At 67.5% G+C, this 24,993-nt stretch carries 22 protein-coding genes; 15 read left to right on the top strand and 7 right to left on the bottom strand.

Annotated features, from left to right (window positions below):
* Positions 1–207: 207 nt before the first annotated feature.
* The 3 genes from prpE (at position 208) to ACVOJ1_RS09085 (ending at position 3,852) form a co-directional block, all read left to right on the top strand.
* Positions 208–2,088 carry a propionate--CoA ligase gene (prpE, locus tag ACVOJ1_RS09075; RefSeq protein ID WP_180875745.1) on the top strand — a complete coding sequence of 627 codons (1,881 nt, stop codon included), beginning with the start codon at positions 208–210 and terminating at the stop codon, positions 2,086–2,088.
* Positions 2,089–2,247: 159 nt separating this feature from the next.
* Positions 2,248–2,751: a hypothetical protein gene (locus tag ACVOJ1_RS09080; protein WP_053520034.1), complete on the top strand. Its 504-nt coding sequence runs from the start codon at positions 2,248–2,250 to the stop codon at positions 2,749–2,751.
* A 45-nt stretch (positions 2,752–2,796) separates the two neighbouring features.
* Positions 2,797–3,852, top strand: a complete 1,056-nt coding sequence (locus ACVOJ1_RS09085; protein ID WP_346480342.1) for a suppressor of fused domain protein — start codon at positions 2,797–2,799, stop codon at positions 3,850–3,852.
* An 88-nt stretch (positions 3,853–3,940) separates the two neighbouring features.
* Here the strand turns inward: ACVOJ1_RS09085 and ACVOJ1_RS09090 are convergent, their stop codons facing one another.
* From ACVOJ1_RS09090 to ACVOJ1_RS09110, 5 genes are all read right to left on the bottom strand, one after another.
* Positions 3,941–4,552, bottom strand: a complete 612-nt coding sequence (locus ACVOJ1_RS09090) for a glutathione S-transferase N-terminal domain-containing protein (protein ID WP_053520032.1) — start codon at positions 4,550–4,552, stop codon at positions 3,941–3,943.
* Between the two features lie 85 nt (positions 4,553–4,637).
* Entirely contained in the window at positions 4,638–5,096 is a 459-nt protein-coding gene (locus tag ACVOJ1_RS09095) for a cell wall hydrolase (protein ID WP_053520031.1), read from the bottom strand.
* 301 nt (positions 5,097–5,397) lie between these two features.
* Positions 5,398–7,428, bottom strand: a complete 2,031-nt coding sequence (locus ACVOJ1_RS09100; protein ID WP_346480343.1) for an FAD-dependent oxidoreductase — start codon at positions 7,426–7,428, stop codon at positions 5,398–5,400.
* 102 nt (positions 7,429–7,530) lie between these two features.
* Positions 7,531–8,175: a membrane protein YczE gene (gene yczE / locus ACVOJ1_RS09105; protein WP_283219430.1), complete on the bottom strand. Its 645-nt coding sequence runs from the start codon at positions 8,173–8,175 to the stop codon at positions 7,531–7,533.
* 99 nt (positions 8,176–8,274) lie between these two features.
* Complete coding sequence (locus ACVOJ1_RS09110) at positions 8,275–9,294, bottom strand: zinc-binding alcohol dehydrogenase family protein (protein ID WP_346480344.1); 1,020 nt, start codon at positions 9,292–9,294, stop codon at positions 8,275–8,277.
* Between the two features lie 357 nt (positions 9,295–9,651).
* Here ACVOJ1_RS09110 and ACVOJ1_RS09115 point away from each other — a divergent pair, with 357 nt between their 5' ends.
* The 4 genes from ACVOJ1_RS09115 (at position 9,652) to ACVOJ1_RS09130 (ending at position 12,719) form a co-directional block, all read left to right on the top strand.
* Positions 9,652–10,743, top strand: coding sequence for an OmpA family protein (locus ACVOJ1_RS09115; protein ID WP_164153140.1), 1,092 nt, complete (start codon positions 9,652–9,654; stop codon positions 10,741–10,743).
* 220 nt (positions 10,744–10,963) lie between these two features.
* Positions 10,964–11,470 carry a hypothetical protein gene (locus ACVOJ1_RS09120; protein WP_053520026.1) on the top strand — a complete coding sequence of 169 codons (507 nt, stop codon included), beginning with the start codon at positions 10,964–10,966 and terminating at the stop codon, positions 11,468–11,470.
* A 20-nt stretch (positions 11,471–11,490) separates the two neighbouring features.
* Positions 11,491–12,297 (top strand): pseudouridine synthase, encoded by an 807-nt coding sequence (locus ACVOJ1_RS09125; protein WP_481558707.1) that lies wholly within the window; start codon positions 11,491–11,493, stop codon positions 12,295–12,297.
* Positions 12,298–12,383: 86 nt separating this feature from the next.
* Entirely contained in the window at positions 12,384–12,719 is a 336-nt protein-coding gene (locus ACVOJ1_RS09130; protein WP_065175931.1) for a hypothetical protein, read from the top strand.
* A 105-nt stretch (positions 12,720–12,824) separates the two neighbouring features.
* Here the strand turns inward: ACVOJ1_RS09130 and kbl are convergent, their stop codons facing one another.
* A complete protein-coding gene (gene kbl / locus ACVOJ1_RS09135; protein ID WP_346480345.1) occupies positions 12,825–14,033 on the bottom strand; it encodes a glycine C-acetyltransferase in 1,209 nt (402 codons plus the stop codon).
* Positions 14,034–14,233: 200 nt separating this feature from the next.
* On the opposite strand from kbl, the gene ACVOJ1_RS09140 reads away from it, so the two are divergent.
* Positions 14,234–14,926, top strand: coding sequence for a TorF family putative porin (locus tag ACVOJ1_RS09140; protein ID WP_053520023.1), 693 nt, complete (start codon positions 14,234–14,236; stop codon positions 14,924–14,926).
* A gap of 142 nt (positions 14,927–15,068) precedes the next feature.
* Here ACVOJ1_RS09140 and tdh read toward each other — a convergent pair whose 3' ends face one another.
* Positions 15,069–16,091 carry an L-threonine 3-dehydrogenase gene (tdh, locus tag ACVOJ1_RS09145; protein WP_053520036.1) on the bottom strand — a complete coding sequence of 341 codons (1,023 nt, stop codon included), beginning with the start codon at positions 16,089–16,091 and terminating at the stop codon, positions 15,069–15,071.
* A 335-nt stretch (positions 16,092–16,426) separates the two neighbouring features.
* Here tdh and ACVOJ1_RS09150 point away from each other — a divergent pair, with 335 nt between their 5' ends.
* The 7 genes from ACVOJ1_RS09150 to ACVOJ1_RS09180 all read left to right on the top strand — a co-directional run bounded on the left by ACVOJ1_RS09150 (position 16,427) and on the right by ACVOJ1_RS09180 (position 24,973).
* The gene (locus tag ACVOJ1_RS09150) at positions 16,427–18,589 is read left to right on the top strand and encodes a S46 family peptidase (RefSeq protein WP_346480346.1); all 2,163 of its coding nucleotides are present in this window, start codon (positions 16,427–16,429) and stop codon (positions 18,587–18,589) included.
* A gap of 193 nt (positions 18,590–18,782) precedes the next feature.
* The gene (locus ACVOJ1_RS09155; protein WP_053519451.1) at positions 18,783–19,427 is read left to right on the top strand and encodes a histidine phosphatase family protein; all 645 of its coding nucleotides are present in this window, start codon (positions 18,783–18,785) and stop codon (positions 19,425–19,427) included.
* Between the two features lie 45 nt (positions 19,428–19,472).
* Positions 19,473–20,744, top strand: coding sequence for a bifunctional tetrahydrofolate synthase/dihydrofolate synthase (gene folC, locus ACVOJ1_RS09160; RefSeq protein ID WP_346480347.1), 1,272 nt, complete (start codon positions 19,473–19,475; stop codon positions 20,742–20,744).
* Between the two features lie 81 nt (positions 20,745–20,825).
* Positions 20,826–21,836, top strand: coding sequence for an SPOR domain-containing protein (locus ACVOJ1_RS09165; RefSeq protein ID WP_111186889.1), 1,011 nt, complete (start codon positions 20,826–20,828; stop codon positions 21,834–21,836).
* 43 nt (positions 21,837–21,879) lie between these two features.
* Positions 21,880–22,641 carry a CvpA family protein gene (locus ACVOJ1_RS09170; RefSeq protein WP_111186888.1) on the top strand — a complete coding sequence of 254 codons (762 nt, stop codon included), beginning with the start codon at positions 21,880–21,882 and terminating at the stop codon, positions 22,639–22,641.
* A gap of 30 nt (positions 22,642–22,671) precedes the next feature.
* Positions 22,672–24,138, top strand: coding sequence for an amidophosphoribosyltransferase (gene purF, locus ACVOJ1_RS09175; protein ID WP_065175938.1), 1,467 nt, complete (start codon positions 22,672–22,674; stop codon positions 24,136–24,138).
* A 10-nt stretch (positions 24,139–24,148) separates the two neighbouring features.
* Positions 24,149–24,973, top strand: a complete 825-nt coding sequence (locus ACVOJ1_RS09180; RefSeq protein WP_065175939.1) for a ferritin-like domain-containing protein — start codon at positions 24,149–24,151, stop codon at positions 24,971–24,973.
* The last annotated feature ends 20 nt before the right edge of the window (positions 24,974–24,993 follow it).

Genomic DNA, 24,993 nt, shown 5'->3' on the forward strand with positions numbered 1-24,993 from the left:
AGCCCCCATGGACGGGTTTACGGCGTCTCCCGCCACCGGACCTACCCCGCCATCCCTCAGTAGTCCAGCTCTTGACGTTGACGTTGCCTCTGCAGGTGCAGGGCGGCAGCCCTGCATGGAAAACCCACCCCCTACCAAGGTAGGGCGGAACGCGCGGCAACGCGGCACTATGCTCGAACCCATGACTTCGTCTGGGAGGGCTGCGTCATGAACTACGAGGAAACCTACCGCCGCTCGATCGACGAGCCGGAGGCGTTCTGGGGCGAGGAAGCCAAGCGCATCCATTGGCACAAGCCGCCGCAACAGGTGCTCGACTACAGCAACCCGCCGTTCCGGCGCTGGTATGTGGGCGGCGAAACCAACCTCTGTTACAACGCGGTCGATCGCCATCTGGACACTCGGCCCGACCAGCTCGCGCTGGTAGCCATTTCCACCGAAACCAACAGCACCCGCGAGATCACCTACCGGCAGCTGTACCGAGAAGTGAACGACTTCGCTGCCGTGCTCCTGCGCCTGGGCGTCGGCCATGGCGACCGCGTGGTCATCTACATGCCGAACATGGCCGAAGCCGTGTTCGCGATGCTGGCCTGCGCGCGCATCGGGGCCGTGCACTCGGTGGTGTTCGGTGGTTTCGCCGCGCACAACCTTGCCCTGCGCATCGACGATGCCAGACCCAAGCTGCTGATCGCGGCCGATGCCGGCATGCGCGGAGGCAAGCTCATTCCCTACAAGCCGATGGTGGACGCCGCCTGTGCGGAAGCCGGGCATCCACCGCCGCACGTGCTGATCGTTTCGCGCGGGCTGGATCCGGCCGAGCCGCGCATCGAGGGCCGAGACGTCGAGTACGCGACGCTGCGCGCGGAAGTCGGTGCCGTCGATGTTCCGGTGCAGTGGCTGGAAGCGAGCGAGCCGAGCTATCTGCTGTATACCTCCGGCACCACCGGCAAGCCCAAGGGCGTGCAGCGTGATGTGGGCGGATACGCGGTGGCGATGGCACAGTCGATGGAGACCGTCTTCGACTGCAAGCCGGGGCAGGTGATGTTCTCCACCTCCGATGTCGGCTGGGCCGTAGGACATTCCTACAACGTGTATGGACCGCTGATCGGCGGTTGCACATCGCTGTTGTACGAAGGCCTGCCGACCCATCCGGATCCGGGCATCTGGTGGGCCCTGTGCGAGCAGTACAACGTGCGCACGATGTTCTCCTCTCCCACCGCGATCCGCGTGCTGAAGAAGCACGACGCGGATTTCATCCATCGCCACGACCTGCGCGCGTTGAAGTACCTGTTCCTGGCCGGCGAACCGCTGGATGAGCCGACCGCGCACTGGATCAATGAAGCGCTGGGCAAACCGATCATCGACAACTACTGGCAGACCGAAACCGGCTGGCCGGCCTTGACCCTGTTGCCGGGCCTGGAGATGAAGCCGGTGCGCTTTGGTTCGCCGGGTTTCCCCAACCTCGGCTACCGCATGAAGGTGATCGACGAGAACACCGGCGAAGAAGTCGCACCCGGGCAGAAGGGAGTCCTGGTGGTCACCCCGCCATTGCCGCCGGGCTGCATGAGCACGGTGTGGAACGACGACAGCCGCTTCCTGCAGAGCTACTTCAGCCATTTCAAGGAGCTGCTGTACAGCTCGCTGGACTGGGCGATCCGCGACGATGACGGCTACACCTTCATCCTCGGCCGTACCGACGATGTCATCAACGTCGCCGGGCATCGCCTGGGGACACGTGAGATCGAGGAAGCCATCTCCAGCCACCCGCGTGTGGCGGAGGCCGCGGTGATCGGCGTCAAGGATGAACTGAAGGGACAGGTGCCGCTGGTCTTCGTCACCCTCAAGCAGGGGCTGGGGGGCGAAGACCCTGCACCGGTGGTGGCGGAGATGATGGCAACGGTGACCACGTCGCTGGGGGCGGTTGCACGGCCGGCGCACGTGCACGTGGTCAATGCATTGCCGAAGACGCGCTCGGGCAAACTGCTGCGGCGCTCGCTGCAGGCGCTGGCCGAGCAGCGCGATCCCGGCGATCTGTCGACCCTGGATGACCCGGCCGCCCTGGAGGAGATCCGCCGCGCGCTGGGACGCTAGACCGGTCCTGTATTGCCGGGGCCGCGTGCAGCGGGCCGAGGCAAGGAATGCAGCGGTGCTGCACCGCAGCGTTCACCGTACCAGCGGTGCGTTAAGCTCGATGCCGGGGAGCGCGTCCGTCAGGGCGCGCAGGCATGCGCATCATGGAACGGGGGAGCTATGGCACTGCTGCACGCCAAGACGGCCGCTGGCCGCCAGGAAATCGAGGATCGTGCGCGGCGCCTGCCGGCCGCGCTGCGCTCGATCCTGCTGATGGTCGATGGTCGCCGCGATGACACCGAACTGCGCAGTCTGCTCGAAGGACTGCGGGCGCCACCCGATGCGCTGGAACAGCTGGCCGCGATGGAGCTGATCGAAGTGGTGGGGGGCAGCGCCGATGCGGTGCCGGTCGCTGGCCTCAGCAATGGCCGCGAACAGGACCCGGCGCTGTATCAGCAGCTGTACGAGGCGATGAGCGAAGCCGTGCGGCGCCACCTCGGGCTGAAGGGCTACTTCATGCAGTTGAAGATCGAGCGCTGCACCGATGCCTCGGCCCTGGAGCGCCTGTGCCCGGAACTGCTGGCGGCGGTAGGCAAGGCACGCAGCCCGGCACTGGCACAGCGCTGGTGGCAGGAAACGCAGGCATCGCTGGCAGCCGGCGATCGCGGAGTCGTGCAGGCCTGACGCAGCGCGTAGAGTGGATGGTTTTCTTCCCATCAGGAGCCTCTCGTGCAGGACGACCACGACGACACCGACACCCCGGGCTGGGACGCGATCAATGCGGCGTTGGCGCCGCTGTACGCGGGCCAGGAGCCCCTGCATTTCGGAACGGCATTGCCGTACACGCTGGGCGGCCAGGATCCCCTCGATGGCATCAGTGTCTACCGTGCGGAGGTGCCGGTACCGCACTGGCACTACATCACCTATGGCCTGTCCGAGCTGTACGCCAAGGAGAGCAGTGACGCCGAAGCAAGTGGCTACGGATTCGAGCTGACCTTCCGTCTGGCAGCAGGCGAGGGCGTGCACGCCGAACAGGCACCGCCGACATGGCCGATGAACCTGCTGCAGAACCTGGCGCGCTACGTGTTCGGCAGCGGCAACGTGTTCGAGGACGGCCACCACCTTGACGCAAACGGCCCGATTGCCCTCGAGTCCGACACCCGCCTGCGCCATCTGGCTTTCATCGCCGACCCGCAGTTGCCGGCGCGCGAGACGGCCAACGGCCGCCTGCAGTTCCTGCAGCTGGTCGGGCTGACGGATGGGGAAATGGCTGCAGTGAAACGCTGGTCGACCCGCGGGGTGCTGCACGTGCTGGAGCCGGCGATGCCCCTGTGGATCACCGATCTGCATCGGGGCGACCTGCTGGATGATCCGGCACTGGCGGCGCAGGTGCAGGCGGGCAGTGCGCGGGAGGGCTCCAGCACCGGCATGTTGTTCATTGAAACGCTGGACTGGCGACAGGTCTCGGGCGTGACCACGCTGGTGCTTGGCGCCGGCCAGGTGCCGAGCGTGCGCAAGCTGCTGCCGCTGCGCCTGCACCATGGCGCATCGCTGGTGCTGGTCAGCCGTGAGCGCCAATGGGAGTTCACCCCCGCTGCGGGCGGCGGCGCCAACGACGTCGATGCCGACAGCGCGCGCTGGGCATTGGATGCACAGGGGGTCCAGGCGTGGCAGGACGTGCGTGCCGAGCGCGGGATCTACCCGCTGGGCGGCCAGCTGCAGGTCGAGGTGGTGCCGACGCTGCTGCGTGACGCCAAGGGTGCCGTGATCCGCGAGATCGGTTGAACGGTGGACACGGGGCGCCGGCGATGCCCGGTGCGGGGCCGGGACGCCGGATCGGAGCCGCCTGCGCTGCCGGCGGCTCCGTGTGCGGTCAGGCCAGGCCTTCGGCCTTCAGTGCGGCCTGCACGCCGGCATCGGCGTCCATGCGCGCCTTGTAGGCGGCCAGATGATCCAGCCCCGACAGGTCGACCTTGGCGCCGGCTGCCCAGCGCAGGGTGATGTAGAAGTACGGGTCGGCGAAGCTGCGGAAACCGGCCAGCCAGGGCTTGTCCGCCAGCTGCCGGTCGGCCGTCTCGAACAGGCCGCGCAGGCGCTTGCGGGCGGCCGCGCGGATCGCGTCGTACTGGCTCTCATCGCCGATGAACTTGCCCGGTGCGAACAGCGGCGAGAACGCCGGGTGCACATCGGAGTTGACGAAGGCCAGCCAGCGGGTGGCCTCGGCACGCTGGCGCGGGCTGCCGTCGCCGGCCAGGCCGGCCTGCGGGAAGCGGTCGGCGATGTAGCCCATGATGGCCGCGTTCTGCAGCAGGATGAAGTCGCCATCGACCAGCGCCGGAACCGAGCCGGCCGGGTTGATCTTGAGGAATTCCGGCCCCTTCAGGGTGTCCTTGTCGAGCAGTTCGACCTCGAACGGCTGGCCGGTCCACTGCAGGGCGATGTGGTCGGCGGTGGAGCAGGCACCGGGCTTGCTGTACAGCTTCATGGGAACTCCAGGCGGGGTGTGCGGGAATCGCCCACTATCCCAGAGCCTGCCGGCGCGCGGCAACGCTGCCGCCGGCAACAGTTCGTTACGACTGCCGGGGCTTGAGGTTCTGCACCTTATAGAAGGTGTGATCACCGATGGTGGCCACCTGGTAGGCATTGCGCCAGTTCGGGCTGGCGATGGCCAGGGCGGCGAAATGGCTGGCACCGGGGACGATCTCGCGGCGCTCGCCGGCCGGCAGCGCCCAGTTGCGCTCCGCATCGAAGGCCACGCTCATGGCCTCGCTCCAGGCCGCGTCGTTGCCCAGCTGGGTGCCGGGGGAGACGATGGTCGGGGCGAACTGCTTGCGTGCGGTCACCACCTGGCACATCGAGTCGCCCCACAGGCCGCTGTCGAGGCGGCGCAGTGCCACCTCGGCCACGGCCTGCTGGCCGCGCAGGGTCTGGTCGCGGGCTTCCAGGTATACGGTGGTGCTCAAACACAATGAATCAGCCGCCGGCTGGGGCAGCAACTGCGACAGCCAGAGAATCCAGGCCAGTTTCATATAACTCCTTGCTCCGTATGGGCCGCACCACGGGGTTCCGGCCGAAGAGAGGGCAGGAGGCGGGGTACGACTTGGCGTCATGGGGAGGCGGCCATCGGGGCCGCCCCGTGGGCAGCCCGGGAAAAGAGGATCGATGAACGATCCGGGAGGGCCGCACCGGCTCACCGGAAACTGGGTGGTGAGCGGAAAGTTGGCGCAAGGTAGGGGGGGCTGGCCGAACGCATCATGAATCGCCCGGCTTGACATTCAGCTTTGAGGTGGGTGACGGAAATCACAGTCCCGCCGCCCATTCAGGTCTGGATCAAAGGGCGGCCGCCACCCGGCTGCCCTGATCGATGGCGCGTTTGGCGTCCAGTTCGGCGGCCACATCGGCACCGCCGATCAGCTGTGCGCTGATGCCCGCCGCCTGCAGTTCGGCCTGCAGCGCGCGGTTCGGTTCCTGCCCTGCACAGATCACCACATGATCCACCGGCAGCAGCTGTTCGCTGCCTTCCACGCGGATGCGCAGCCCCTGGTCGTCCACGCCGAGATACTCGACGCCGCCCAGCATCCGCACGCCCTTGGCCTTCAGCGTGGCGCGATGGATCCAACCGGTGGTCTTGCCCAGGCGCGCACCCGGCTTGCCGGGGCTGCGCTGCAGCAGCCACAGCCGGCGTGGCGAAGCGTCCACCTGCGGGCGGGCCAGCGAGCCGCGGGCCTCGAAGGTGGCGTCCACCCCCCATTCGGCCATCCAGCGCTGCGGGTCCAGCGACGGCGATGGGCCCTCGTGGCTGAGGAATTCCCCGACATCGAAGCCGATGCCGCCGGCACCGATGATGGCCGCGCTGGCGCCCACCTCGACCCGGCCCTGCAGCACGTCCAGGTAGCTGACGACCTTGGCGTGGTCCGCGCCGGGGAAGTCGACCCGGCGCGGCGTGATGCCGGTCGCCAGCACGACCTCGTCGAAGCCGGCCAGACAGGTCGCGTCTGCCCGGGTACCCAGGCGCAGCTGCACGCCCGTGTCCTGCAGCTTGTGGCGGAAATAGCGCAGCGTCTCGTGGAACTCTTCCTTGCCCGGGATGCGCTTGGCCACATTGAACTGGCCACCGATCTCGTCGCTGGCGTCGAACAGGGTGACCTGGTGACCGCGCTCGGCGGCCACCGTGGCGCAGGCCAGGCCGGCCGGGCCCGCGCCCACCACCGCCACCCGCTTCGGTGTGGACGTCGGGCGGTAGACCAGTTCGGTTTCGTGCGCGGCCCGCGGATTGACCAGGCAACTGGCCAGCTTGTTCTCGAAGACGTGATCCAGGCATGCCTGGTTGCAGGCGATGCACGTGTTGATCGTGTCGGCCCGGCCGGCGCGCGCCTTGTTCGGCCATTGCGGGTCGGCCAGCAGCGGGCGCGCAAGCGACACCATGTCCGCACCGCCGTCGGCGAGAATGCGCTCGGCAACCTCGGGCATGTTGATGCGGTTGGTCGCCACCAGCGGCACCGCCACATGCGGCTTCAGCTTGGCGGTGACCCCGGCGAAGGCGGCGCGGGGCACCGAGGTGGCGATGGTGGGAATGCGCGCCTCGTGCCAGCCGATGCCGGAATTGATGATCGTCGCGCCCGCGGCCTCGATGGCCTGCGCCTGCTGCACGATTTCCTCCCAGTTGCTGCCGTCCTCAACCAGATCCACCAGTGACAGCCGGTAGATGATGATGAAATCCGGGCCGCAGGCTTCGCGGATGCGGCGCACGATCTCCACCGCGAAGCGCATGCGCTGGGAGGCATCACCGCCCCAGCGGTCCGTGCGCGTGTTGGTGCGGGGGGCGATGAACTCGTTGATGAGGTATCCCTCCGAGCCCATCACTTCGACACCGTCGTAGCCGGCTTCGCGTGCCAGCCTGGCGCTGCGCGCGTAATCGGCGATGTGCCGTTCGACGCGGCTGGCCGACAGTGCGCGCGGGGTGAACGGATTGATCGGCGCCTTGAGCTTCGAGGGCGCCACCGACAGGGGGTGGTAGGCATAGCGGCCGGCGTGCAGCAGCTGCAGACAGATCTTCGCGCCATGCTGGTGGGCGGCGGCCGTCAGTTGCCGGTGCGGACGCACTTCCCAAGGCCAGGACAGCTTGCCGCCGAAGGGTTTGAGCCAGCCGACCACGTTGGGGGCGAAGCCGCCGGTGACGATCAGGCCGACGCCGCCTTCGGCGCGCTCGGCGAAGTAGGCGGCCAAGCGCGGGAAATCGCGCGCGCGATCTTCCAGCCCGGTATGCATCGAACCCATCAGCACCCGGTTGCGCAGCTGGGTGAAGCCCAGATCGAGCGGGGCGAACAGGTGGGGATAGGCGCTTTCGTTGGCTGGCGACATGGTCGATACGCTTGCGTACGGAAGCGCGAAGCGTGCCGCGAAACGGCGGTCGGGGCAAGGGGCGGGCGAATTGGTAGCGCCGGGCCATGCCCGGCGATGCGGCTACCCGTGGCCGCGCTGCGCGCTCGCCGGGCGTGGCCCGGCGCCATCCGCCGGCAGGGGCCGGCCGATGCCGAACCAGCCCAGCGTCACCCCGCACAGCGGGCCGATCAGCAGCGCAAAGGCCAGGGTGCCGACGCCCACGTTGCCTCCCAGCCACCAGCCCAGCAGCAGGACGCTGCCTTCGATCAGGCTGCGCACCTTCCAGATCGGCCAGCCGGTGCGGGCATGCAGGCCGGTCATCAGCCCGTCGCGCGGGCCGGGGCCGAGCCGCGCGCCGATGTACAGGCCGGTGGCCAGTGCCACCAGCAGCATGCCGGCACCGAACATCGCCACCTGCCAGACCAGGCCGACAGCCGGCGGCAACAGCCACAGGCCAAACTGCGCGGACGGACCGATCAGCAGCACGTTGAGCACGGTGCCGACGCCCGGCTTCTGCCGCAGGGGCCACCACAGCAGCAGGACCAGCGCGCCGATCACGTTCGTGGCCAGGCCGAAGGACAGCGGGGTCTGCGCCGCGACGCCCTGTGACAGCACGTCCCAGGGCGCGACACCGATCGCGGCACGGATCATCAGCGAGGCGCCGAAGCCGTACAGGAACAGGCCGACGATCAGTTGCAGCAGGCGCAGGGGCAGGGCAGTGGGCATGGGAGCGCTCGGGGGGAGGGAATCTGTCTCCACCGTAATCCCGAATCGCCCGCTTCCATAGATACAGATCCGGGTGAATCCCGCGCCACAGCGCGCGCGTCAGTCGTCCCAGCCTGCCAGTGCCAGCTTGCCCAGCGTGCGGCCGCTGGCCAGCCGCTCATGCGCCGCCTGCAGGTTGGCGGCATTGATCGTGCCGAGTGTCTCGCTGAGCGTGCCACGCAGCTGGCCTGCATCGATCATGCTCGCGGCGCGGCTCAGGATGCGGTGCTGCTCGATGCGGTCGGCGGTATGGAAGCGCGATCGCGCGAACATGAATTCCCAGTGGATGCCGATGCATTTGGCCTTGTACGGGTCGCCGATGCGCAGCGCGCCACGGGGTTCGACGATCAGCCCGACGTGCCCCTGCGGCGCCAGCAGCTGGCCCAGTTCATCCCAGTAGTGATCGGTGTCGGCCAGGTTGAGCGCGATCTGCACGGCGCTGACGCCCAGTGCCTGCAGCTGCGGCTGCAATGGCTGGCGATGGTCGATCACGTGATGGGCGCCCATCTGCCGGCACCAGTCGGCCGACTGCTCGCGGGAGGCGGTGGCAATGACCGTGAAGCCGGCATGGCGGGCCAGCTGGATGGCCATCGAGCCGACGCCGCCGGCGCCGCCGATCACCAGCAGGTGCTGCCCGGCGTGGCGGCGGTCATCCAGATGCAGCGGCATGCGCTCGAACAGCAGCTCCCATGCGGTCAGCGTGGTCAGCGGCAGCGCCGCTGCCTCGGCGAAATCCAGCGTGGTGGGCTTGCGTGCGACCAGCCGCTCATCCACCAGCTGATACTGGGCATTGCAGCCGGAGCGGGTGACATCGCCGGCGTAGTAGACCTCGTCGCCGGAGGCGAACAGGCGGGCGTCCTCGCCGATGGCCTCGACCACGCCCGCCGCATCCCAGCCGAGCACCCGCGGCGTGTCCAGCGTGGCCGGATCGGTGGCGGCACGCTGCTTGCCGTCGACCGGATTGATCGAAACCGCCTGCACGCGGACCAGCAGATCGCGGCCGGCTGGCGGCAGCGGCGGCGGCAGCCGGAGATCCTGCAGGGCGGGGGCGGATTCACGACTCAGGGCGACGGCTTTCATCTCGGCTCCGGCTCGGTTTCCCTTTTCATCATAAGGTTCCTCACGTTTCCGGGGGCGCGCTGAATCTCCTTCGCCGCGCGTTCCGCAGAATGTCGCCTGCGTTGCCTAAACACCGTCAAACCCTTATGGGGTGAGGGTCTTGCGGATTTTCATCATCCTGTATAGGGTTTCAACGTCGGACCGGTGGCCGGTCGGGCGCAACACTTCACATGTTACGGGACTGTTAACATGGCCTTCACCCGCCTGAGCATAATGTTCGCGGCGGTGGCGTGCTGAATCGGCTGTCTGAACATCGACGCAGTAGTGCTGGCCCATGCCTCTACCGGTTTCATACCCCCGAAATAGGAGCTGTACTCAATGAACAAGAAGATCCTTACTGCCGCGCTGCTGGGTGGTCTGGCTTTCGCCCAGGCTGCTTCTGCGCAGGAGTTCGATGACCGCTGGTACCTGACCGGTTCGGCCGGCTTCAACTTCCAGGACAGCGACCGTCTGACCAACGACGCTCCGTTCGTGACCCTGGGCCTGGGTAAGTTCATCAGCCCGAACTGGTCGCTGGACGGTGAGCTGAACTACCAGAACCCGAACTTCGACAGCAATCAGGACCTGAACTGGTCGCAGTACGGCATCTCGCTGGACCTGCGTCGCCACTTCATCAAGGAAGGCCGCGGCTGGAACCCGTACATCGTCGGTGGCCTGGGCTACCAGAAGTCGGAAGAAGAGTACCCGGCCAACAGCCTGAATGGTCCGCGTGAGCGCAAGGACGGCAACGTTGCCGCCAAGCTCGGCGTCGGCCTGCAGACCACCTTCGACAAGCGCGTTGCTGTCCGCGCCGAAGTGGCCTACCGCGCTGACTTCGACGACAAGAGCTACCACGCTGCCAGCGAAGACTGGTTCGGCGACGTGCTGGCTTCGGTCGGCGTCGTGATCCCGCTGGGCCCGGCTCCGGTCGCGGCTGCTCCGGCTCCGGCTCCGGTTGCCCCGAGCTGCGCCGACCTGGATGACGACGGTGACGGCGTCAACAACTGCGATGACAAGTGCCCGAACTCGCAGCCGGGTCAGACCATCGGTCCGGACGGTTGCCCGGTGCCGGTCTCGATCGACCTGAAGGGCGTGAACTTCGACTTCGACAAGTCGAACCTGCGTCCGGACGCCGTGGCCATCCTGAGCGAAGCCACCGAGATCCTGAAGCGTTACCCGGATCTGCGCGTTGAAGTCGCCGGTCACACCGACTCGAAGGGTACCGACGCTTACAACCAGAAGCTGTCGGAGCGCCGCGCCACCGCGGTGTACAACTACCTGACCAAGAACGGCGTGGACGCTTCGCGTCTGGTCGGCCCGATCGGCTACGGCGAGAGCCGTCCGATTGCTCCGAACACCAACCCGGATGGTTCGGACAATCCGGAGGGTCGCGCCAAGAACCGTCGTACCGAGCTGAACGTCCAGAACTAAGTTCTGACGTTTCGCCCGCAAGACACAGCAGGACCCGGCTTCGGCCGGGTCTTGTTGTTTCTGCGGCGGGAAAAGCCGGAACGGGCCTCGATGGACCGACCGTTTGTCGGCTTTTTGTCCAAAAAACCAATGAGTTGGCGCATTCATTGAAAGTGGCGCTTGAAAGCTGTCGCCGCATTGCTACACTCGCCGCGTCACCTTCCTTCCGTGGATGCCTCTCATGCTGCGCTCTGCATCGGCCGCCGTCCTGGCGCTGGCCCTGGTTCCTGCCGCTCACGCTGCGGTCGATTGCTCGGTCAATACCAGCGCTTCGCCGCTGCCGCTGCCGGCCACGACCATCGCGCCGGTGGCCGACGAGCTGTACATCCGTGGCAACCAGCTGGGCATGCCGGCCGGTGTGCTGAGCAGCAGCTACGATCCTTCGCAGTCGCTGGACCAGGTGCTGCAGCGCCTGCGCATCGACGGCTGCCAGAACATCGCCAAGGCGATTCCGAGCGCGCCGGCGGTGAAGCCGAACGATCCGGCGGCGTACAAGCCGCAGACCGAATTCGACAATACGCCGTGGCGCTTCGACATGAGCCAGAACGGCAAGCGCATGACCGCCGAGGAATTCGATGCCTGGATGAAGGCGCGTGGCGTCCGCGTGGTCAAGGCGCGCCCGGCACCGGTGGCCACCCCGGCCGCGGCCGAAGTACCGGCTGAGACCAAGCCGGTCGATAAGAAGTAACCGTTGCGGGGAGCAGAGGCTTGCGTACGCGCCGCCCACCTGCCGCCCCCGCCGCCCGCTCCCACGTCCTGCGTGGGCGCGCGGATCCGGATGCATCCACGGGTGTGCGCCATGGCCTGGCGCGTGTGCTCTCCAAGGCCGGCGTGTGCTCGCGCAGCGAAGCCGCGCGCTGGATCGCCGAGGGCCGCGTGCGCGTCTCCGGCCGTATCGTCCGTGACCCGGAGTTTCCGATCGGCAGCCCGGCACCTCCCATCGAGGTCGATGGCCTGCCGCTGGCGCCGCCGCAGCGGCTTTACCTGATGCTCAACAAGCCGCGCGGGGTGGTGACCACCGCGCAGGACGAGCGCGGCCGTGAGACCGTATACCGCTGCTTCGACGGCGCCGGCCTGCCCTGGATCGCGCCGGTCGGCCGGCTGGACAAGGCCAGTGAGGGCCTGTTGCTGTTCAGCAACGATCCGCAGTGGGCGGCGCGCCTGACCGATCCGCAGACCGGGCCGGACAAGACCTACCACGTGCAGATCGATCGCCTGCCCGATGCGGCCACGCTGGCGGCGCTGCAGGCCGGGGTGGACGACGAGGGTGAATTCCTGGCCGCCCGGGCCGTGCGCGTGCTGCGCAGCGGTGACAAGACCGCGTGGCTGGAGGTGGTCCTCGACGAGGGCCGCAACCGCCACATCCGCCGCCTGCTGGCGGCCTTCGACCTGCAGGTGCTGCGCCTGGTCCGGGTCGCGATCGGCGACCTGGCGCTCGACGATCTCGGCAAGGGCCAGTGGCGGATGCTGGAGGTCAATGACCAGCAGCGGCTGGGGGCCGCTGCACCGGGCTGAGCGTCATGCCCGCGGCCGGCGGATGCCGGTCACCGTTCCAGGCGTAGGGGGCGCCTGGTCGTCGAAATCCCGAACGGAGCCTGCCCATGTACCACTCGTCCCTCAACCGAACCCTGCGCTGTGCCGGCCTGCTGCTGCCGATCGTGCTGCTGGCCGCCTGCGGTGGCCACAAGAAAATGGCCAAGACGGAAACGCCTGCCGAAACCCCGGTGGTGGAAGTGAAAACCCCGGAACTGGATGGTCGCGGCAGTTACCGCTTCCTGATGAGCGACGGCGACAGGAAGATGACCGCCGACGAGTTCGATGCATGGATGAAGGCCAATGGCATCCGCGTCGCCCGTGGCAATGCCCAGGACGCTGCCGCCAAGCCGGTCGTGGTGGCCAGCAAGGATGAGCCGAAGGACAAGAAGAAAAAGAAATGACGCGCATTGCGCGTCATTCCGGTAGCGCCGGGCCGTGCCCGGCGAGCGCATGGCGCGGCTGTCGGGAAACCGCCGGGCATGGCCCGGCGCTGCCCCTCGGGGCGATCAACCCTTGATCACGCCCAGCTCGACGCCGATGCGGGAGAAGGCGTCGATCGCGCGGTCCAGCTGCTCGCGGCTGTGCGCGGCGCTGATCTGGGTGCGGATACGTGCCTGTCCCTTGGGCACCACCGGGAAGAAGAAGCCGATCGCATAGATGCCTTCCTCTAGCAGGCGCTCGGCGAACTTCTGCGCCAACGGTGCGTCGTACAGCATCACCGGGCTGATCGGATGCACGCCCGGCTTCACGTCGAAGCCGGCGGCGGTCATCTTCCCGCGGAAGTACGCGGTGTTTTCGGCCAACAGGTCGCGCAGGTCGTCGGCGGCAGCCAGCATCTCGAAGGCCTTGATGCCGGCGGCGACCACATGCGGCGGCAGCGAGTTGGAGAACAGGTACGGGCGCGAGCGCTGGCGCAGCAGTTCGATCACTTCGGCGCTGGCGCAGGTGAAGCCGCCCAGTGCGCCCCCCATGGCCTTGCCGAGAGTGCCGGTGATGATGTCGATCTTTTCCAGCACACCCTTCACTTCGGCCGAGCCACGACCGGTGGCGCCCAGGAAACCCGTGGCATGGCATTCGTCGATGTGCACCAGCGCGTTGTACTTCTTCGCGAGCGCGGTGATCTCGTCCAGCGGGGCAATGAAGCCGTCCATCGAGAACACGCCGTCGGTGGTGATCAGCTTGGTCCTGCAACCGGCGGCGTCGGCGGCCTGCAGCTGCGCTTCCAGGTCGGCCATGTCGCAGTTGGCGTAGCGGAAGCGCTTGGCCTTGCACAGGCGCACACCGTCGATGATCGATGCGTGGTTCAGTGCGTCCGAGATGATCGCATCGTTCTCGCCGAGCAGCGGCTCGAACAGGCCGCCGTTGGCATCGAAACAGGCCGCATACAGGATGGTGTCCTGCTTGCCGAAGAAATCGGCGATCTGTTTCTCAAGCTGCTTGTGCAGGTCCTGGGTGCCGCAGATGAAGCGCACCGAGGCCATGCCGAAGCCGTGGGTATCCAGAGCATCCTTGGCGGCCTGGATCAGGTCGGGATGATCGGCCAGGCCCAGGTAGTTGTTGGCGCAGAAGTTCAGCACCTTGCGGCCATCGGCCAGCGTGATCTCGGCCGATTGCGGACTGGTGATGATCCGCTCGGACTTGAACAGGCCCTGGGCGCGGATGGCGTCCAGTTCCTCGGCATAGTGGCGGGTCAGGGCGGAGGAGGCGTCGGTCATGGCGTGGGCACGGCTCAGCACGGGAAACCGACGATTCTACCGGGCATCGATGGCTGCCGAGCGGCGGCAGGCAGGCACCGCCATGGCCGGCACATGTTGCAATGCAATAGCAAACGGGTTAAAAAATCGTGAACCGGCCCGTTCTGGCTCCGGTTTCCCGCAACTGCCCTGCACGCCACCGCCCCCCACCGGAGACGACCATGAAGCACGCTCGTGCCTGCCTCGCCCTTGCCGCCGCCCTGACCTTGGCCCCGTTTGCCGCCAGCGCCCAGGACAGCGAATCGCCGTACAGCTGGAACGTTACCGCCGTGTCGGATTACCTGTTCCGTGGTGTGTCGCAGACCGATGAGGATCCCACCCTGCAGGCCGGTTTCACCTATACCAGCCCGGTTGGCCTGTATGCCGGTGTCTGGGGATCGGGCGTGGACTTCGGCCCGGGCGACCCGAGCGTCGAAGTGGATTACCAGATCGGCTACGGCGTCGACGCCACCGAGCGCGTGAACTTCGATGTGCTGCTGAACCGCTACACCTACCCCGGCGCCAGCGAGCTGAACTACAACGAGCTGATCACCACCACCACGCTGGATGACACCTACAAGCTGACGGTGGCCTACAGCAACGACGTGTGGAACAGCAGCACCGATGGCTGGTATTACGCGCTGGGCGGCGAGTGGGGCCTGCCGCAGGATTTCACGCTGAGCGCCAGCGTCGGGCGCAGCACCTTCGAAAAGGGTATTGCCAAGGATTACACCGACTGGAACGTAGGCGTGGCCCGTACCTGGGGTCTGTTCACCCTCGGCCTGGGCTACTACGGCACCGACGGCAACGGCCGCGACAACAGCGGCAAGCTGGCCGACAACCGGGTGGTGTTCACGGTGGCGGTAGGCCAGTAAGCGGCGCATGACATCAAACGAAAAAGGCACCCCTGGAGGTGCCTTTTTCGTGTCTGGCGTCGGGCACTCTGTGGGCCGGCCAACGGCCGGGGACAAAGTGAGATGCGGGGGAATCAGGCAGTCGCACCGGAGGCGCGAGTGATCAATTCCAGCTCAGTACCACCTTGCCGGCCTTGCCTTCTTCCATCAGGTCGAAGCCCTTCTGGAAGTCGTCGATCGGCAGCTGGTGGGTCATCACCTTGCCGAGCGGGAAACCGGACAGCACCAGCTGCGTCATCTTGTACCAGGTCTCGTACATCTTGCGGCCGTAGATGCCCTGCACGGTCAGGCCCTTGAAGATGATCTTGTCCCAGTCGCAGCCGGCACCCTTGGGCATGATGCCGAGCATGGCGATCTTGCCGCCGTGGTACATGCAGTCGAGCATGTCGTTGAAGGCGCGCGGATTGCCGCTCATTTCCAGGCCCACGTCGAAGCCCTCCATGTGCAGTTCCTTCATCACGTCCTTCAGCGAGGTGTTGGTGACATTGACCACGCGCGTCGCGCCCATGTCGGCGGCCAGCTTCAGGCGGAAGTCGTTGACGTCGGTCACCACCACGTTGCGCGCACCGATGTGCTTGCAGATGCCCGCGGCGATGATGCCGATCGGGCCGGCGCCGGTGATCAGCACGTCCTCGCCGATCACGTCGAACTCCAGCGCGCAGTGCGCGGCGTTGCCGTACGGGTCGAAGAAGGCCGCCAGTTCGGACGGAATCTGGTCGGGGATCGGCCACAGGTTGCTGGCGGGCATCACCATGTACTCGGCGAAGGCGCCATTGACGTTCACGCCGATGCCGACGGTGTTCGGGCACAGGTGCGGGCGGCCGCCACGGCAGTTGCGGCAGTGGCCGCAGACGATGTGGCCTTCGGCCGAGACGCGCTGGCCAACCTCATAGCCGGTCACCGCCGAGCCAAGCGCGGCGATGCGACCGACGAATTCGTGGCCGATGGTCAGGCCCGGCTTGATGGTGCGCTGGCTCCACTCGTCCCACAGGTAGATGTGCAGGTCGGTACCGCAGATGGCGGTCTTTTCCAGCTTGATCAGGACCTCGTTCGGGCCCGGGGTCGGCACCGGGACCTCTTCGAGCCAGATGCCCTTGGCCGCTTCGCGCTTGACCAGGGCCTTCATCGTTTGCTGCGCCATCGGGGTGGAACTCATCAGGGGGAAAGCGCGGATTATAGAGGTCTGCGCGGAATTCCAATGTTGCGCTGCGGGCGCGCTGGCGGAACGAAAGGCGTGCGCCGGCGGGCGTTTCGAACGTGACCGGCGTGCTCGCCGGGCATGGCCCGGCGCTGCCGGGAAATCGGGCGGCTCTCGCTCGCGTGGCATGGTCCCGCGCCATCGGGAAATCGTGCGGGTAGCGCTGGGCCATGCCCGGCGGTCCAGGGGCCATGACTTCCGGGGTTCGGGACAGGGCAGGGGGGCGGGCTACAATCGAAGGTTCCACTACCAGGGGCCGCTCCATGCGCTCGAACCTGCTTGCATTCTCCGTCGTCGCCAGCCTTGGGCTGGTCCAGGTCGCCCATGCCGCCGAAGGCATGTGGGTACCGCAGCAGCTGCCGGAGATCGCCGGCCCGCTGCAGAAGGCCGGCCTGAAACTGTCGCCGGAACAGCTGTCCGACCTGACCGGCGACCCGATGGGCGCGGTGGTGGCGCTGGGCGGCTGCACCGCCAGCTTCGTCTCCCCGCAGGGCCTGGTGGTCACCAACCACCATTGTGCCTACGGCGCGATCCAGCTCAACTCCACCGCCGAGAAGAACCTGATCAAGGACGGTTTCAACGCGCCGACCCTGAAGGACGAACTCAGCGCCGGTCCCAACGCCCGCGTGTTCGTGCTGGACCGGATCACCGACGTCACCGACCAGGCCAAGGCCGCCATCGCCGCCGCCGGCAAGGACCCGCTGGCCCGCACCCGTGCGCTGGAAGCGTTCGACAAGGCCCAGACCGCCGCCTGTGAAGCCGACGCCGGTTTCCGCTGCCGTCTGTACAGCTTCTCCGGCGGCAATACCTACCGCCTGTTCCGCAACATGGAAATCAAGGACGTGCGCCTGGTCTATGCGCCCCCGGGCAGCGTCGGCAAGTTCGGCGGCGACGTCGACAACTGGATGTGGCCGCGCCACACCGGCGACTTCTCGTTCTATCGCGCCTACGTGGGCAAGGATGGCAAGCCGGCCGCGTTCTCGGCCGACAATGTGCCGTACCAGCCGAAGCACTTCCTGAAGTTCGCCGACCAGCCGCTGGGCGCGGACGACTTCGTGATGGTGGCCGGCTACCCGGGCCGCACCAACCGCTATGCGCTGGCCGGCGAATTCAATGAAACCGCCGAGTTCACCTACCCGACCATCGCCCGCCATTACAACGAAGTGCTGGCGCTGATCGACAAGGCCGGCAAGGCCGACGCCGACGTCAAGGTCAAGTACGCCAACACGGCGGCCAGCATGAACAACGTGGCCAAGAACTACGTCGGCCAGCTGGAAGGCTTCAAGCGCATCGACGCGGCCGGGCAGAAGCGGGCCGAAGAGGCCGCCGTGCTGGCCTGGCTGAAGCAGCAGGGCGCAGCCGGCAAGCCGGCCCTGGCCGCACACGCCCAGTTGCTCAAGCACCTGGATACCAGCAAGAGTACCCGCGAGCGCGATCTGTTCGTCGGCCAGTTCAACAACACCTCGGCCGTGGGCGCCGCGCTGTCGCTGTACCGTCTGTCGATCGAACGCGCCAAGCCGGACGCCGAGCGTGAAGCCGGTTATCAGGAGCGCGACCTGCCGACCCTGGAAGGCAATCTGCGCCAGATGGACCGTCGCTACGTTGCCGGCATGGACCAGCAGCTGCAGCAGTACTGGCTGGACCAGTACGTCGCGCTGCCGGCGGCACAGCGCAACAACGAGGTTCTCAACCAGTGGCTGGGCGGCAGCGATGCCGGGGCCGTCAACGGCCTGGTGAAGAAGCTGGCCGGCACCGGGCTGGGCAGCCTCGATGAACGCCTGAAGTGGTTCAAGGCCGACCGTGCCGCCTTCGAGGCCAGCACCGATCCGGCCATCCAGTACGCCGTGGCCGTGATGCCGGCCCTGCTGAAGCAGGAAGAACAGAGGAAGATCCGCGAAGGTGAATCGCTGACGGCCCGTCCGCTGTACCTGCAGGCGGTGGCGGACTACAAGAAGAGCAAGGGCGAGTTCGTCTATCCCGATGCCAACCTGTCGCTGCGCATCACCTTCGGCAATGTCATGGGCTATGGCAAGGACGGTGTCCAGTACACCCCGTTCACCACGCTGGAAGGCGTTGCGGCGAAGGAAACCGGCGTCGATCCGTTCGACTCGCCGAAGGCACTGCTGGATGCGGTCAAGGCCAAGCGGTATGGCGGCCTGGAGGACAAGCGGATCGGCTCGGTGCCGGTGAACTTCCTGTCCAACCTGGACATCACCGGTGGCAACTCCGGTTCGCCGGTGCTCGATGCGCACGGCAAGCTGGTCGGCCTGGCCTTCGACGGCAACTGGGAATCGGTCAGCTCCAACTGGGTATTCGACCCGGTGATGACCCGCATGATCGCGGTGGACAGCCGCTACATGCAGTGGATCATGCAGGAAGTGGCCCCCGCGCCGCAGCTGCTGAAGGAATTGAACCTGGCGCAGTAAGGTTCATGCTGGCGCCGCCGGGCCATGCCCGGCGGAATCCGTCTGCAATCCCGAAACCCCGCGATCCCCGTCGCGGGGTTTTTTCATGTCCCGACCGGCGCGATGCGCCGAACAGGTATCATCCCTGTTCCGCGTACTTCACAGGATGTGAACGAAACGCGGCCATCTCCTCCCCCCAGGACTCCTTGCACGCATGCGCATCCTGCTTGCCCGCCACGGTGAAACCCCGTGGAACGCCGAAGGCCGCTACCAGGGCCAGATCGACATCCCGCTTTCGCCCATCGGCGAAGCCCAGGCCCAGGCGCTGGGCGCCCGCCTGGCATCCGTGGACATCACCCGTGCGGTGGCCTCGCCGCTGTCGCGCGCCCAGCGCACCGCCCAGCTGGCCCTCGGCGCCGACCGTGCCGGCACGCTGCAGACCGAACCGGATCTGCAGGAAATCGCCCATGGCGAGTGGGAAGGCCTGCTGGCCAGCGAGATCAACGAGAAGGACCCGTCGCGGTTGAAGGCGTGGCGTGAGGAACCCGATACCGTGCTGATGCCGGGCGGCGAGTCGCTGCGTCTGGTGCTCGAGCGCAGCTGGCGCGGCCTGGCACGCGCCAGCGAGGGCCTCGGGGAGCACGACACGCTGCTGGTGGTCGCACACGATGCCGTCAACCGGGTGATCCTGTGCAGGGTGCTGGGCCTGCCGCTGTCGCGGCTGTGGACCTTCCGCCAGGCACCGACCACGTTGAACCTGCTTGAAGGTCCGGACCTGGAGAGCCTGGAGGTCGTGCGCCTCAACGACTGCGCCCACCACACCCCGTTCTTCGGCGAAGCCAAGCACCGCGCCCTCTGATCCCTGTCCACATCGAACCACCCTGCTTCTGCTGGAACCGCTGCCGTGACGAACCTGCCGACCACCCTGGCCGAATGGCTGGATTACATTGAACGCCAGCACCCGGCGACGATCGACATGGGCCTGGAGCGCGTCCGCGCCGTGGCCACGAGGATGGGACTGGGCGCGCCGGCCAAGCGCACCATCGTGGTCGGTGGGACCAACGGCAAGGGCTCCACGGTCGCCTTCATCGAGGCCATCGGCCGCGCTGCAGGCTGGAAGGTGGGGGCCTACACGTCGCCGCACCTGCTGCGCTACAACGAACGCGTGCGCATCAATGGGCAGGATGCGGAGGATGCCGCTCTGGTGGCGGTATTCAACGCCGTCGAAGCTGCGCGTGGCGACATCACCCTGACCTACTTCGAGTACGGCACGCTGGCCGCCCTGCAGCTGTTCGCGGGGGCAGCGCTGGATCTGGCGGTACTGGAAGTCGGGCTGGGAGGGCGCCTGGATGCGGTCAACATCGTCGACGCCGACGTGGCCGTGATCACCACGGTGGACATCGACCATGCCGAGTGGCTGGGCGAGGACCGTGAAGCGATCGGTGCGGAAAAGGCCGGCATCATCCGCGGCTGGAAACCGGTGATCCTGGGCGAGACCGACCCGCCGTCGAGCGTGCTGGCACGGGCCTATCTGCTGGGCGCGAACGCCATCCGCGGCGGCAGCGACTACTTCTACGAGCCGATCGATGCCCAGCGCTGGCGCTGGCGCGATGTCGGCCTGCGCATGGAACTGCCGACCCCCGCGCTGGCCGGTCCGATCCAGCTGGCCAATGCGGGTGCGGCCATTGCCGCGCTGCGCGCGCTGGACCGGCCGCTGCCACGCGCGGCGTGGGCGGCTGGCATCGCCGCCGCCCGCATCAACGGCCGCCTGCAGGCATTCGATCGTGATGGCGTGCAGGTGCGGGTCGATGTGGGTCACAACCCGCAGGCGGCTGGCCAGCTGGCACGCGCGCTGAAGGCCGAAGCTGTCCCGGGCCGGACCCTGGCGGTCTATGCCGCGTTGCAGGACAAGGATGCGGAAGGCGTGGTGCAGGCGCTGCAGGATGTGGTGGACGAGTGGACGCTGGCCGGCCTGGAAGGTCCGCGCGGACAGAGTGCGCAGCAGCTGCAGGCACGCCTGCACGGCACCGCTGCGGTTACCGCACGGCTGGTCGGCACTGTCGAGCAGGCACTGACGCAGGTGCTGGCACAGGCCCAGCCAGGCGACCGCGTACTGGTATTCGGTTCGTTCCACACGGCCGCTGCGGCCCTGCAGTGGTTGCAGCCCGCGCCCTGATCCACGTTCAGCCAACGCCGACGCCGTCCGGTCCGGCACCCGTATAATCGACCGCAACCCCCGGACAGTTGCCTGCCTCACGTGGATACGCCTCTGAAACAGCGATTGATTGGTGCCATCGTGCTGGTGGCACTCGCCGTGATCTTCCTGCCGATGCTGGTGAAGGGGCCGGCGCCGGACAGTGGCGTCGCCAGTGTGCCGATCGCAGCGCCCAATGCGCCCGCCGACGGCCAGTTCGAGACCCGTGAGCTGCCGCTGGTCGCCCCGGCCGGGGGGGCCACCGGCCTGCAGAGTGGCCAGGCCGCACCGCTGCAGGACGCAGCCGCGCCCGCCACGCCGCCGACCGTGGACACCTCGCCGGCGGTGGCTGCCGGCAACTATGCGGTGACATTCGGCGCCTATGGCAGCAAGGCCGACGCCGATGCGGTGATCGCCTATCTGAAGCGTTCGCAGCTGCCGGGCTTTGCCGAGGCGGCGACCATCAACGGCCGGCAGGCGTGGCGCGTGCGCGTCGGACCGTATGCCGATCGCGCCCAGGCCGAGGCGGCCCGCCTGCAGGCGGTGAAGATCCGCTCCGACGTCCATGCCGAGGTGATCACGCTGGATGCGCCCGCAGCTGCGGCTGCACCGGCCGCCGCTGCTGCGGCGCCGGCGGCACCGTCGGCCAGCACCCCGGCGGCGGCGTCCACGCCGTCGGCCACGGGCAACCCGGTGCGCAGCGAGAGCCTGCCGCCCAGCACGCCGGTCGCCAAGCCTGAAGCACCGAAGGCAACGGCGACGCCGGAGGCGACGAAGCCGGTCGCCAAGCCCGAGCCAAAGCCGCAACCGCAAACCCCGGCCGCGCCGGCGGCGGGCGGTGTTGGTTTCGCGGTCCAGCTGGGGGCGTTCGGCCAGGCCAACGACGCCAACGCGCTGCGCGACAAGGTGCGCGCTGCCGGATTCAGTGCCTTTGTCGAGCAGGTCCGCACCGAAAAGGGCACCCTGCATCGCGTGCGCGTCGGGCCGGTGGCCAACCGCGCCGATGCCGAGCAGCTGAAGGCCCAGGTGGCGGCCAAGGTCGGCGTGGCCGGCATGGTCCGACCGCACCCGTGATCACGCGCGCTGTCCGCCGCTGTCGTCGGCAGGAGCGGGCAGCGTGATCGACATCGTGCTGGGCGTGCTGATCGGTGCGTCGGTGCTGTTCGGCTTCATCCGCGGTTTCATCGGCACGGTGGTCGCGCTGGTGTCCTGGCTGCTGGCCGGCTGGATGGCGTTCACCTTCGGCAATGAGGCATCGCACTGGTGGGCGGCGCCGCAGCCACCCGGCACGGGTCACTATCTGGCCGGCTATCTGGGGGTGTTCGTGCTCACCGTGGTGGCGGTCGGGCTGGTCGGGCTGTTGCTGAAGGCAGCGATCAAACTGACCCTGTTGGGCGGCGTGGATCGCCTGCTGGGCGGTGCCCTGGGCCTGGTCCGCGGCCTGTTCTTCGCCAGCGTGCTGTTGCTGCTGGCCGGTTTCACCGCGTTGCCGGCTGAGCCGGCATGGCAGCAGTCGCAGGTGCGGCCGTTGCTGCAGCCGGCGGTGGCCTGGATGCAGGCCCAGCTGCCGCAGCTGGACGGCATGCTGCCACAGGCGCTGCCGCTGGACGGCCTGCTGCCGGGGGCACTGCCCTTGCCCCTGCTCGAGAATGCCCCCACCTCCTCGCAGGTATTGGGCAAGCCGGCGCCGACAGGCGATAATGGCGTTCTCAACGAGGTAGTGGCGGGCGGCGGATGGCCGCGGCCCGTGGACGTGGAGCGGGAGCCCCGGCCGGCCCCCACACTGCCCAGCAACATCGAGCCGGCGCCCGCGCGTCCGGCCCGGCCCGCGCCTGCCGCGGGCGGGACCCCAGGCCAGGCACGGCCACCTTCCTTGTAACTGGGCACAGCCCAGCGGAGACCTCGCACCATGTGTGGCATCGTCGGAATCGTCGGCAACCAGAACGTCGCCGGGCAGTTGTATGACGGCTTGACCGTCCTCCAGCATCGCGGCCAGGACGCGGCAGGCATCGCCACCGCCAACGGCAGCCGCCTGCGGGTGCAGAAGGCCAACGGCCTGGTCCGCGACGTGTTCGACGCACGCACCATGTCCACCCTGGAGGGCAGCGTCGGTATCGCCCACGTGCGGTATCCCACGGCCGGTTCGGAAGGCATGGACGAGGCGCAGCCGTTCTACGTCAATTCGCCGTATGGCATCGCCCTGGCGCACAACGGCAACCTCATCAACACCGAGGCTCTGCGCCAGCAGGTGTTCGAGCAGGACCGCCGCAACGTCAACACCGATTCGGACAGCGAAGTGCTGCTGAACGTGTTCGCCTACGAACTGGAACAGCAGCGCCAGCTCAGTCCGGAAGCCGCCATCCGCGCGGTGGCCGGGGTGCATCGTCGCTGCAAGGGCGGCTACGCGGTGGTCAGCGTGGTGCTGGGCCTGGGACTGGTTGCCTTCCGCGATCCGCATGGCATCCGTCCGCTGGTGCTGGGCAAGCGCAGCCATGCCGAGGGCGACGAGTACATCGTCGCTTCCGAATCGGCCGCACTGGACGTGCTCGGCTTCCAGCGCGTGCGCGACGTGCAGCCGGGCGAAGCGCTGGTCATCACCGCGCGTGGCGAGCTGTTCTCGGAAATCTGCGCCGAACCGGCCGAGCATACGCCGTGCATCTTCGAGTACGTGTACTTCGCCCGCCCGGATTCGATGATCGACAATGTCTCGGTGCACAAGGCGCGCATGCGCATGGGCATCAAGCTGGGCGAGAAGATCCTGCGCCTGCGCCCGGACCACGACATCGACACCATCATCCCGATTCCGGATACCTCGCGCGATGCCGCGCTGGAAATCTCCAATGTGCTCGGGGTGAAGTACCGCGAAGGCTTCATCAAGAACCGCTATATCGGCCGCACCTTCATCATGCCGGGGCAGGGTGAGCGGGTGAAGTCGGTGCGGCGCAAGCTCAACCCGATCCACCTGGAGTTCCGCAACCGGGTGGTGCTGCTGGTGGACGACTCGATCGTGCGTGGCACCACCAGCCAGCAGATCGTGCAGATGGCCCGTGATGCGGGCGCACGCAAGGTCTACCTGGCCAGTGCCGCGCCGCCGGTGCGCTTCCCGAACATCTACGGCATCGACATGCCGGCCGCCGAAGAACTGGTCGCGCACAACCGCAGCGTTGAAGAAATCGAGGCCCACCTGGGCTGCGACTGGCTGATCTACCAGGATCTGGAAGACATGGAAGCGGCCGTGAGCGAGGGCAACCCCGCACTGCGCAACTTCGACTCGTCCTGCTTCAACGGCCACTATCCCACCGGCATCGAACCGGGCTACTTCGAGCGCATCCAGCAGCTGCGTTCGGACGACGCCAAGCACAAGCGCCGCGCCTGAGGCCAAGGGCGTGGTCGAGCTGGCCGACGTCGGTGGCGACCTGCTGCGTGCCGCGCAGCAGTGCCTTGCAGAAGCCGATCCGCTGCGCAAGGTGGCCTTGACCCAGGCTCATGCCGCGGCATTCCGCGCGGGGCGGCTGAAGGTGGCGGTGGATGCGCCGCCACCGGAGCCGATCCGGATGCCGGGCAGGCCGGACCGCCTGGTACTGGTCCATCCGCGCGAGGTGCCGCGGCGTGGCCTCGGTGGCGTGGAAGGGCGCGCCGCGTTCATCCATGCCATCGCCCACATCGAACTCAATGCGATCGATCTGGCCTGGGATGCCGTGTATCGCTTCCGCGGCCTGCCCGCAGCCTTCCATGCCGACTGGGTCAGTTGTGCCGATGACGAGTCGCGGCATTTCATGCTGTTGCGTGAGCGCCTGCTGGCACATGGCCACGACTACGCCGACTTCCCTGCGCATAACGGCCTGTGGGAGATGTGCGAGAAGACCGCACATGACGGCCTGGCACGCATGGCGCTGGTGCCCCGCGTACTGGAAGCGCGTGGCCTGGACGTGACACCGGGCATGATCGACAAGCTGCGCAACGTCGGCGATGGCGAGACCGCGGATGTGCTGGAGATCATCCTGCGCGAGGAAGTGGCGCACGTCGCCGCAGGTTCGCGCTGGTACCGCTGGTACTGCGAACGTGCCGGCGTTGAACCGCGCGCACGCTTCAAGGCACTGCTGGTCGAGTTCGCAGGCGGTTACCTGCACGGTCCGTTCAACCTGGAAGCCCGCCTGCTGGCCGGTTTCGATGCCGACGAACTGGCCAACCTGGTCGAACAGGCCGGCTGACCGGCAACGCGGGAGCCCCT

This window comes from Stenotrophomonas sp. STEN225 (assembly GCF_056756445.1).

Coding starts and splice junctions, on each gene's coding strand:
- ACVOJ1_RS09080 (WP_053520034.1), top strand. CDS start 2,248: ATGGCACTGCTGCACGCCAAGACGGCCGCTGGCCGCCAGGAAATCGAG.
- prpE (WP_180875745.1), top strand. CDS start 208: ATGAACTACGAGGAAACCTACCGCCGCTCGATCGACGAGCCGGAGGCG.
- ACVOJ1_RS09100 (WP_346480343.1), bottom strand. CDS start 7,428: ATGTCGCCAGCCAACGAAAGCGCCTATCCCCACCTGTTCGCCCCGCTC.
- ACVOJ1_RS09090 (WP_053520032.1), bottom strand. CDS start 4,552: ATGAAGCTGTACAGCAAGCCCGGTGCCTGCTCCACCGCCGACCACATC.
- ACVOJ1_RS09155 (WP_053519451.1), top strand. CDS start 18,783: ATGCGCATCCTGCTTGCCCGCCACGGTGAAACCCCGTGGAACGCCGAA.
- kbl (WP_346480345.1), bottom strand. CDS start 14,033: ATGACCGACGCCTCCTCCGCCCTGACCCGCCACTATGCCGAGGAACTG.
- tdh (WP_053520036.1), bottom strand. CDS start 16,091: ATGAAGGCCCTGGTCAAGCGCGAAGCGGCCAAGGGCATCTGGCTCGAA.
- ACVOJ1_RS09130 (WP_065175931.1), top strand. CDS start 12,384: ATGTACCACTCGTCCCTCAACCGAACCCTGCGCTGTGCCGGCCTGCTG.
- ACVOJ1_RS09120 (WP_053520026.1), top strand. CDS start 10,964: ATGCTGCGCTCTGCATCGGCCGCCGTCCTGGCGCTGGCCCTGGTTCCT.
- purF (WP_065175938.1), top strand. CDS start 22,672: ATGTGTGGCATCGTCGGAATCGTCGGCAACCAGAACGTCGCCGGGCAG.
- ACVOJ1_RS09110 (WP_346480344.1), bottom strand. CDS start 9,294: ATGAAAGCCGTCGCCCTGAGTCGTGAATCCGCCCCCGCCCTGCAGGAT.
- yczE (WP_283219430.1), bottom strand. CDS start 8,175: ATGCCCACTGCCCTGCCCCTGCGCCTGCTGCAACTGATCGTCGGCCTG.
- ACVOJ1_RS09115 (WP_164153140.1), top strand. CDS start 9,652: ATGAACAAGAAGATCCTTACTGCCGCGCTGCTGGGTGGTCTGGCTTTC.
- ACVOJ1_RS09140 (WP_053520023.1), top strand. CDS start 14,234: ATGAAGCACGCTCGTGCCTGCCTCGCCCTTGCCGCCGCCCTGACCTTG.
- ACVOJ1_RS09150 (WP_346480346.1), top strand. CDS start 16,427: ATGCGCTCGAACCTGCTTGCATTCTCCGTCGTCGCCAGCCTTGGGCTG.
- ACVOJ1_RS09095 (WP_053520031.1), bottom strand. CDS start 5,096: ATGAAACTGGCCTGGATTCTCTGGCTGTCGCAGTTGCTGCCCCAGCCG.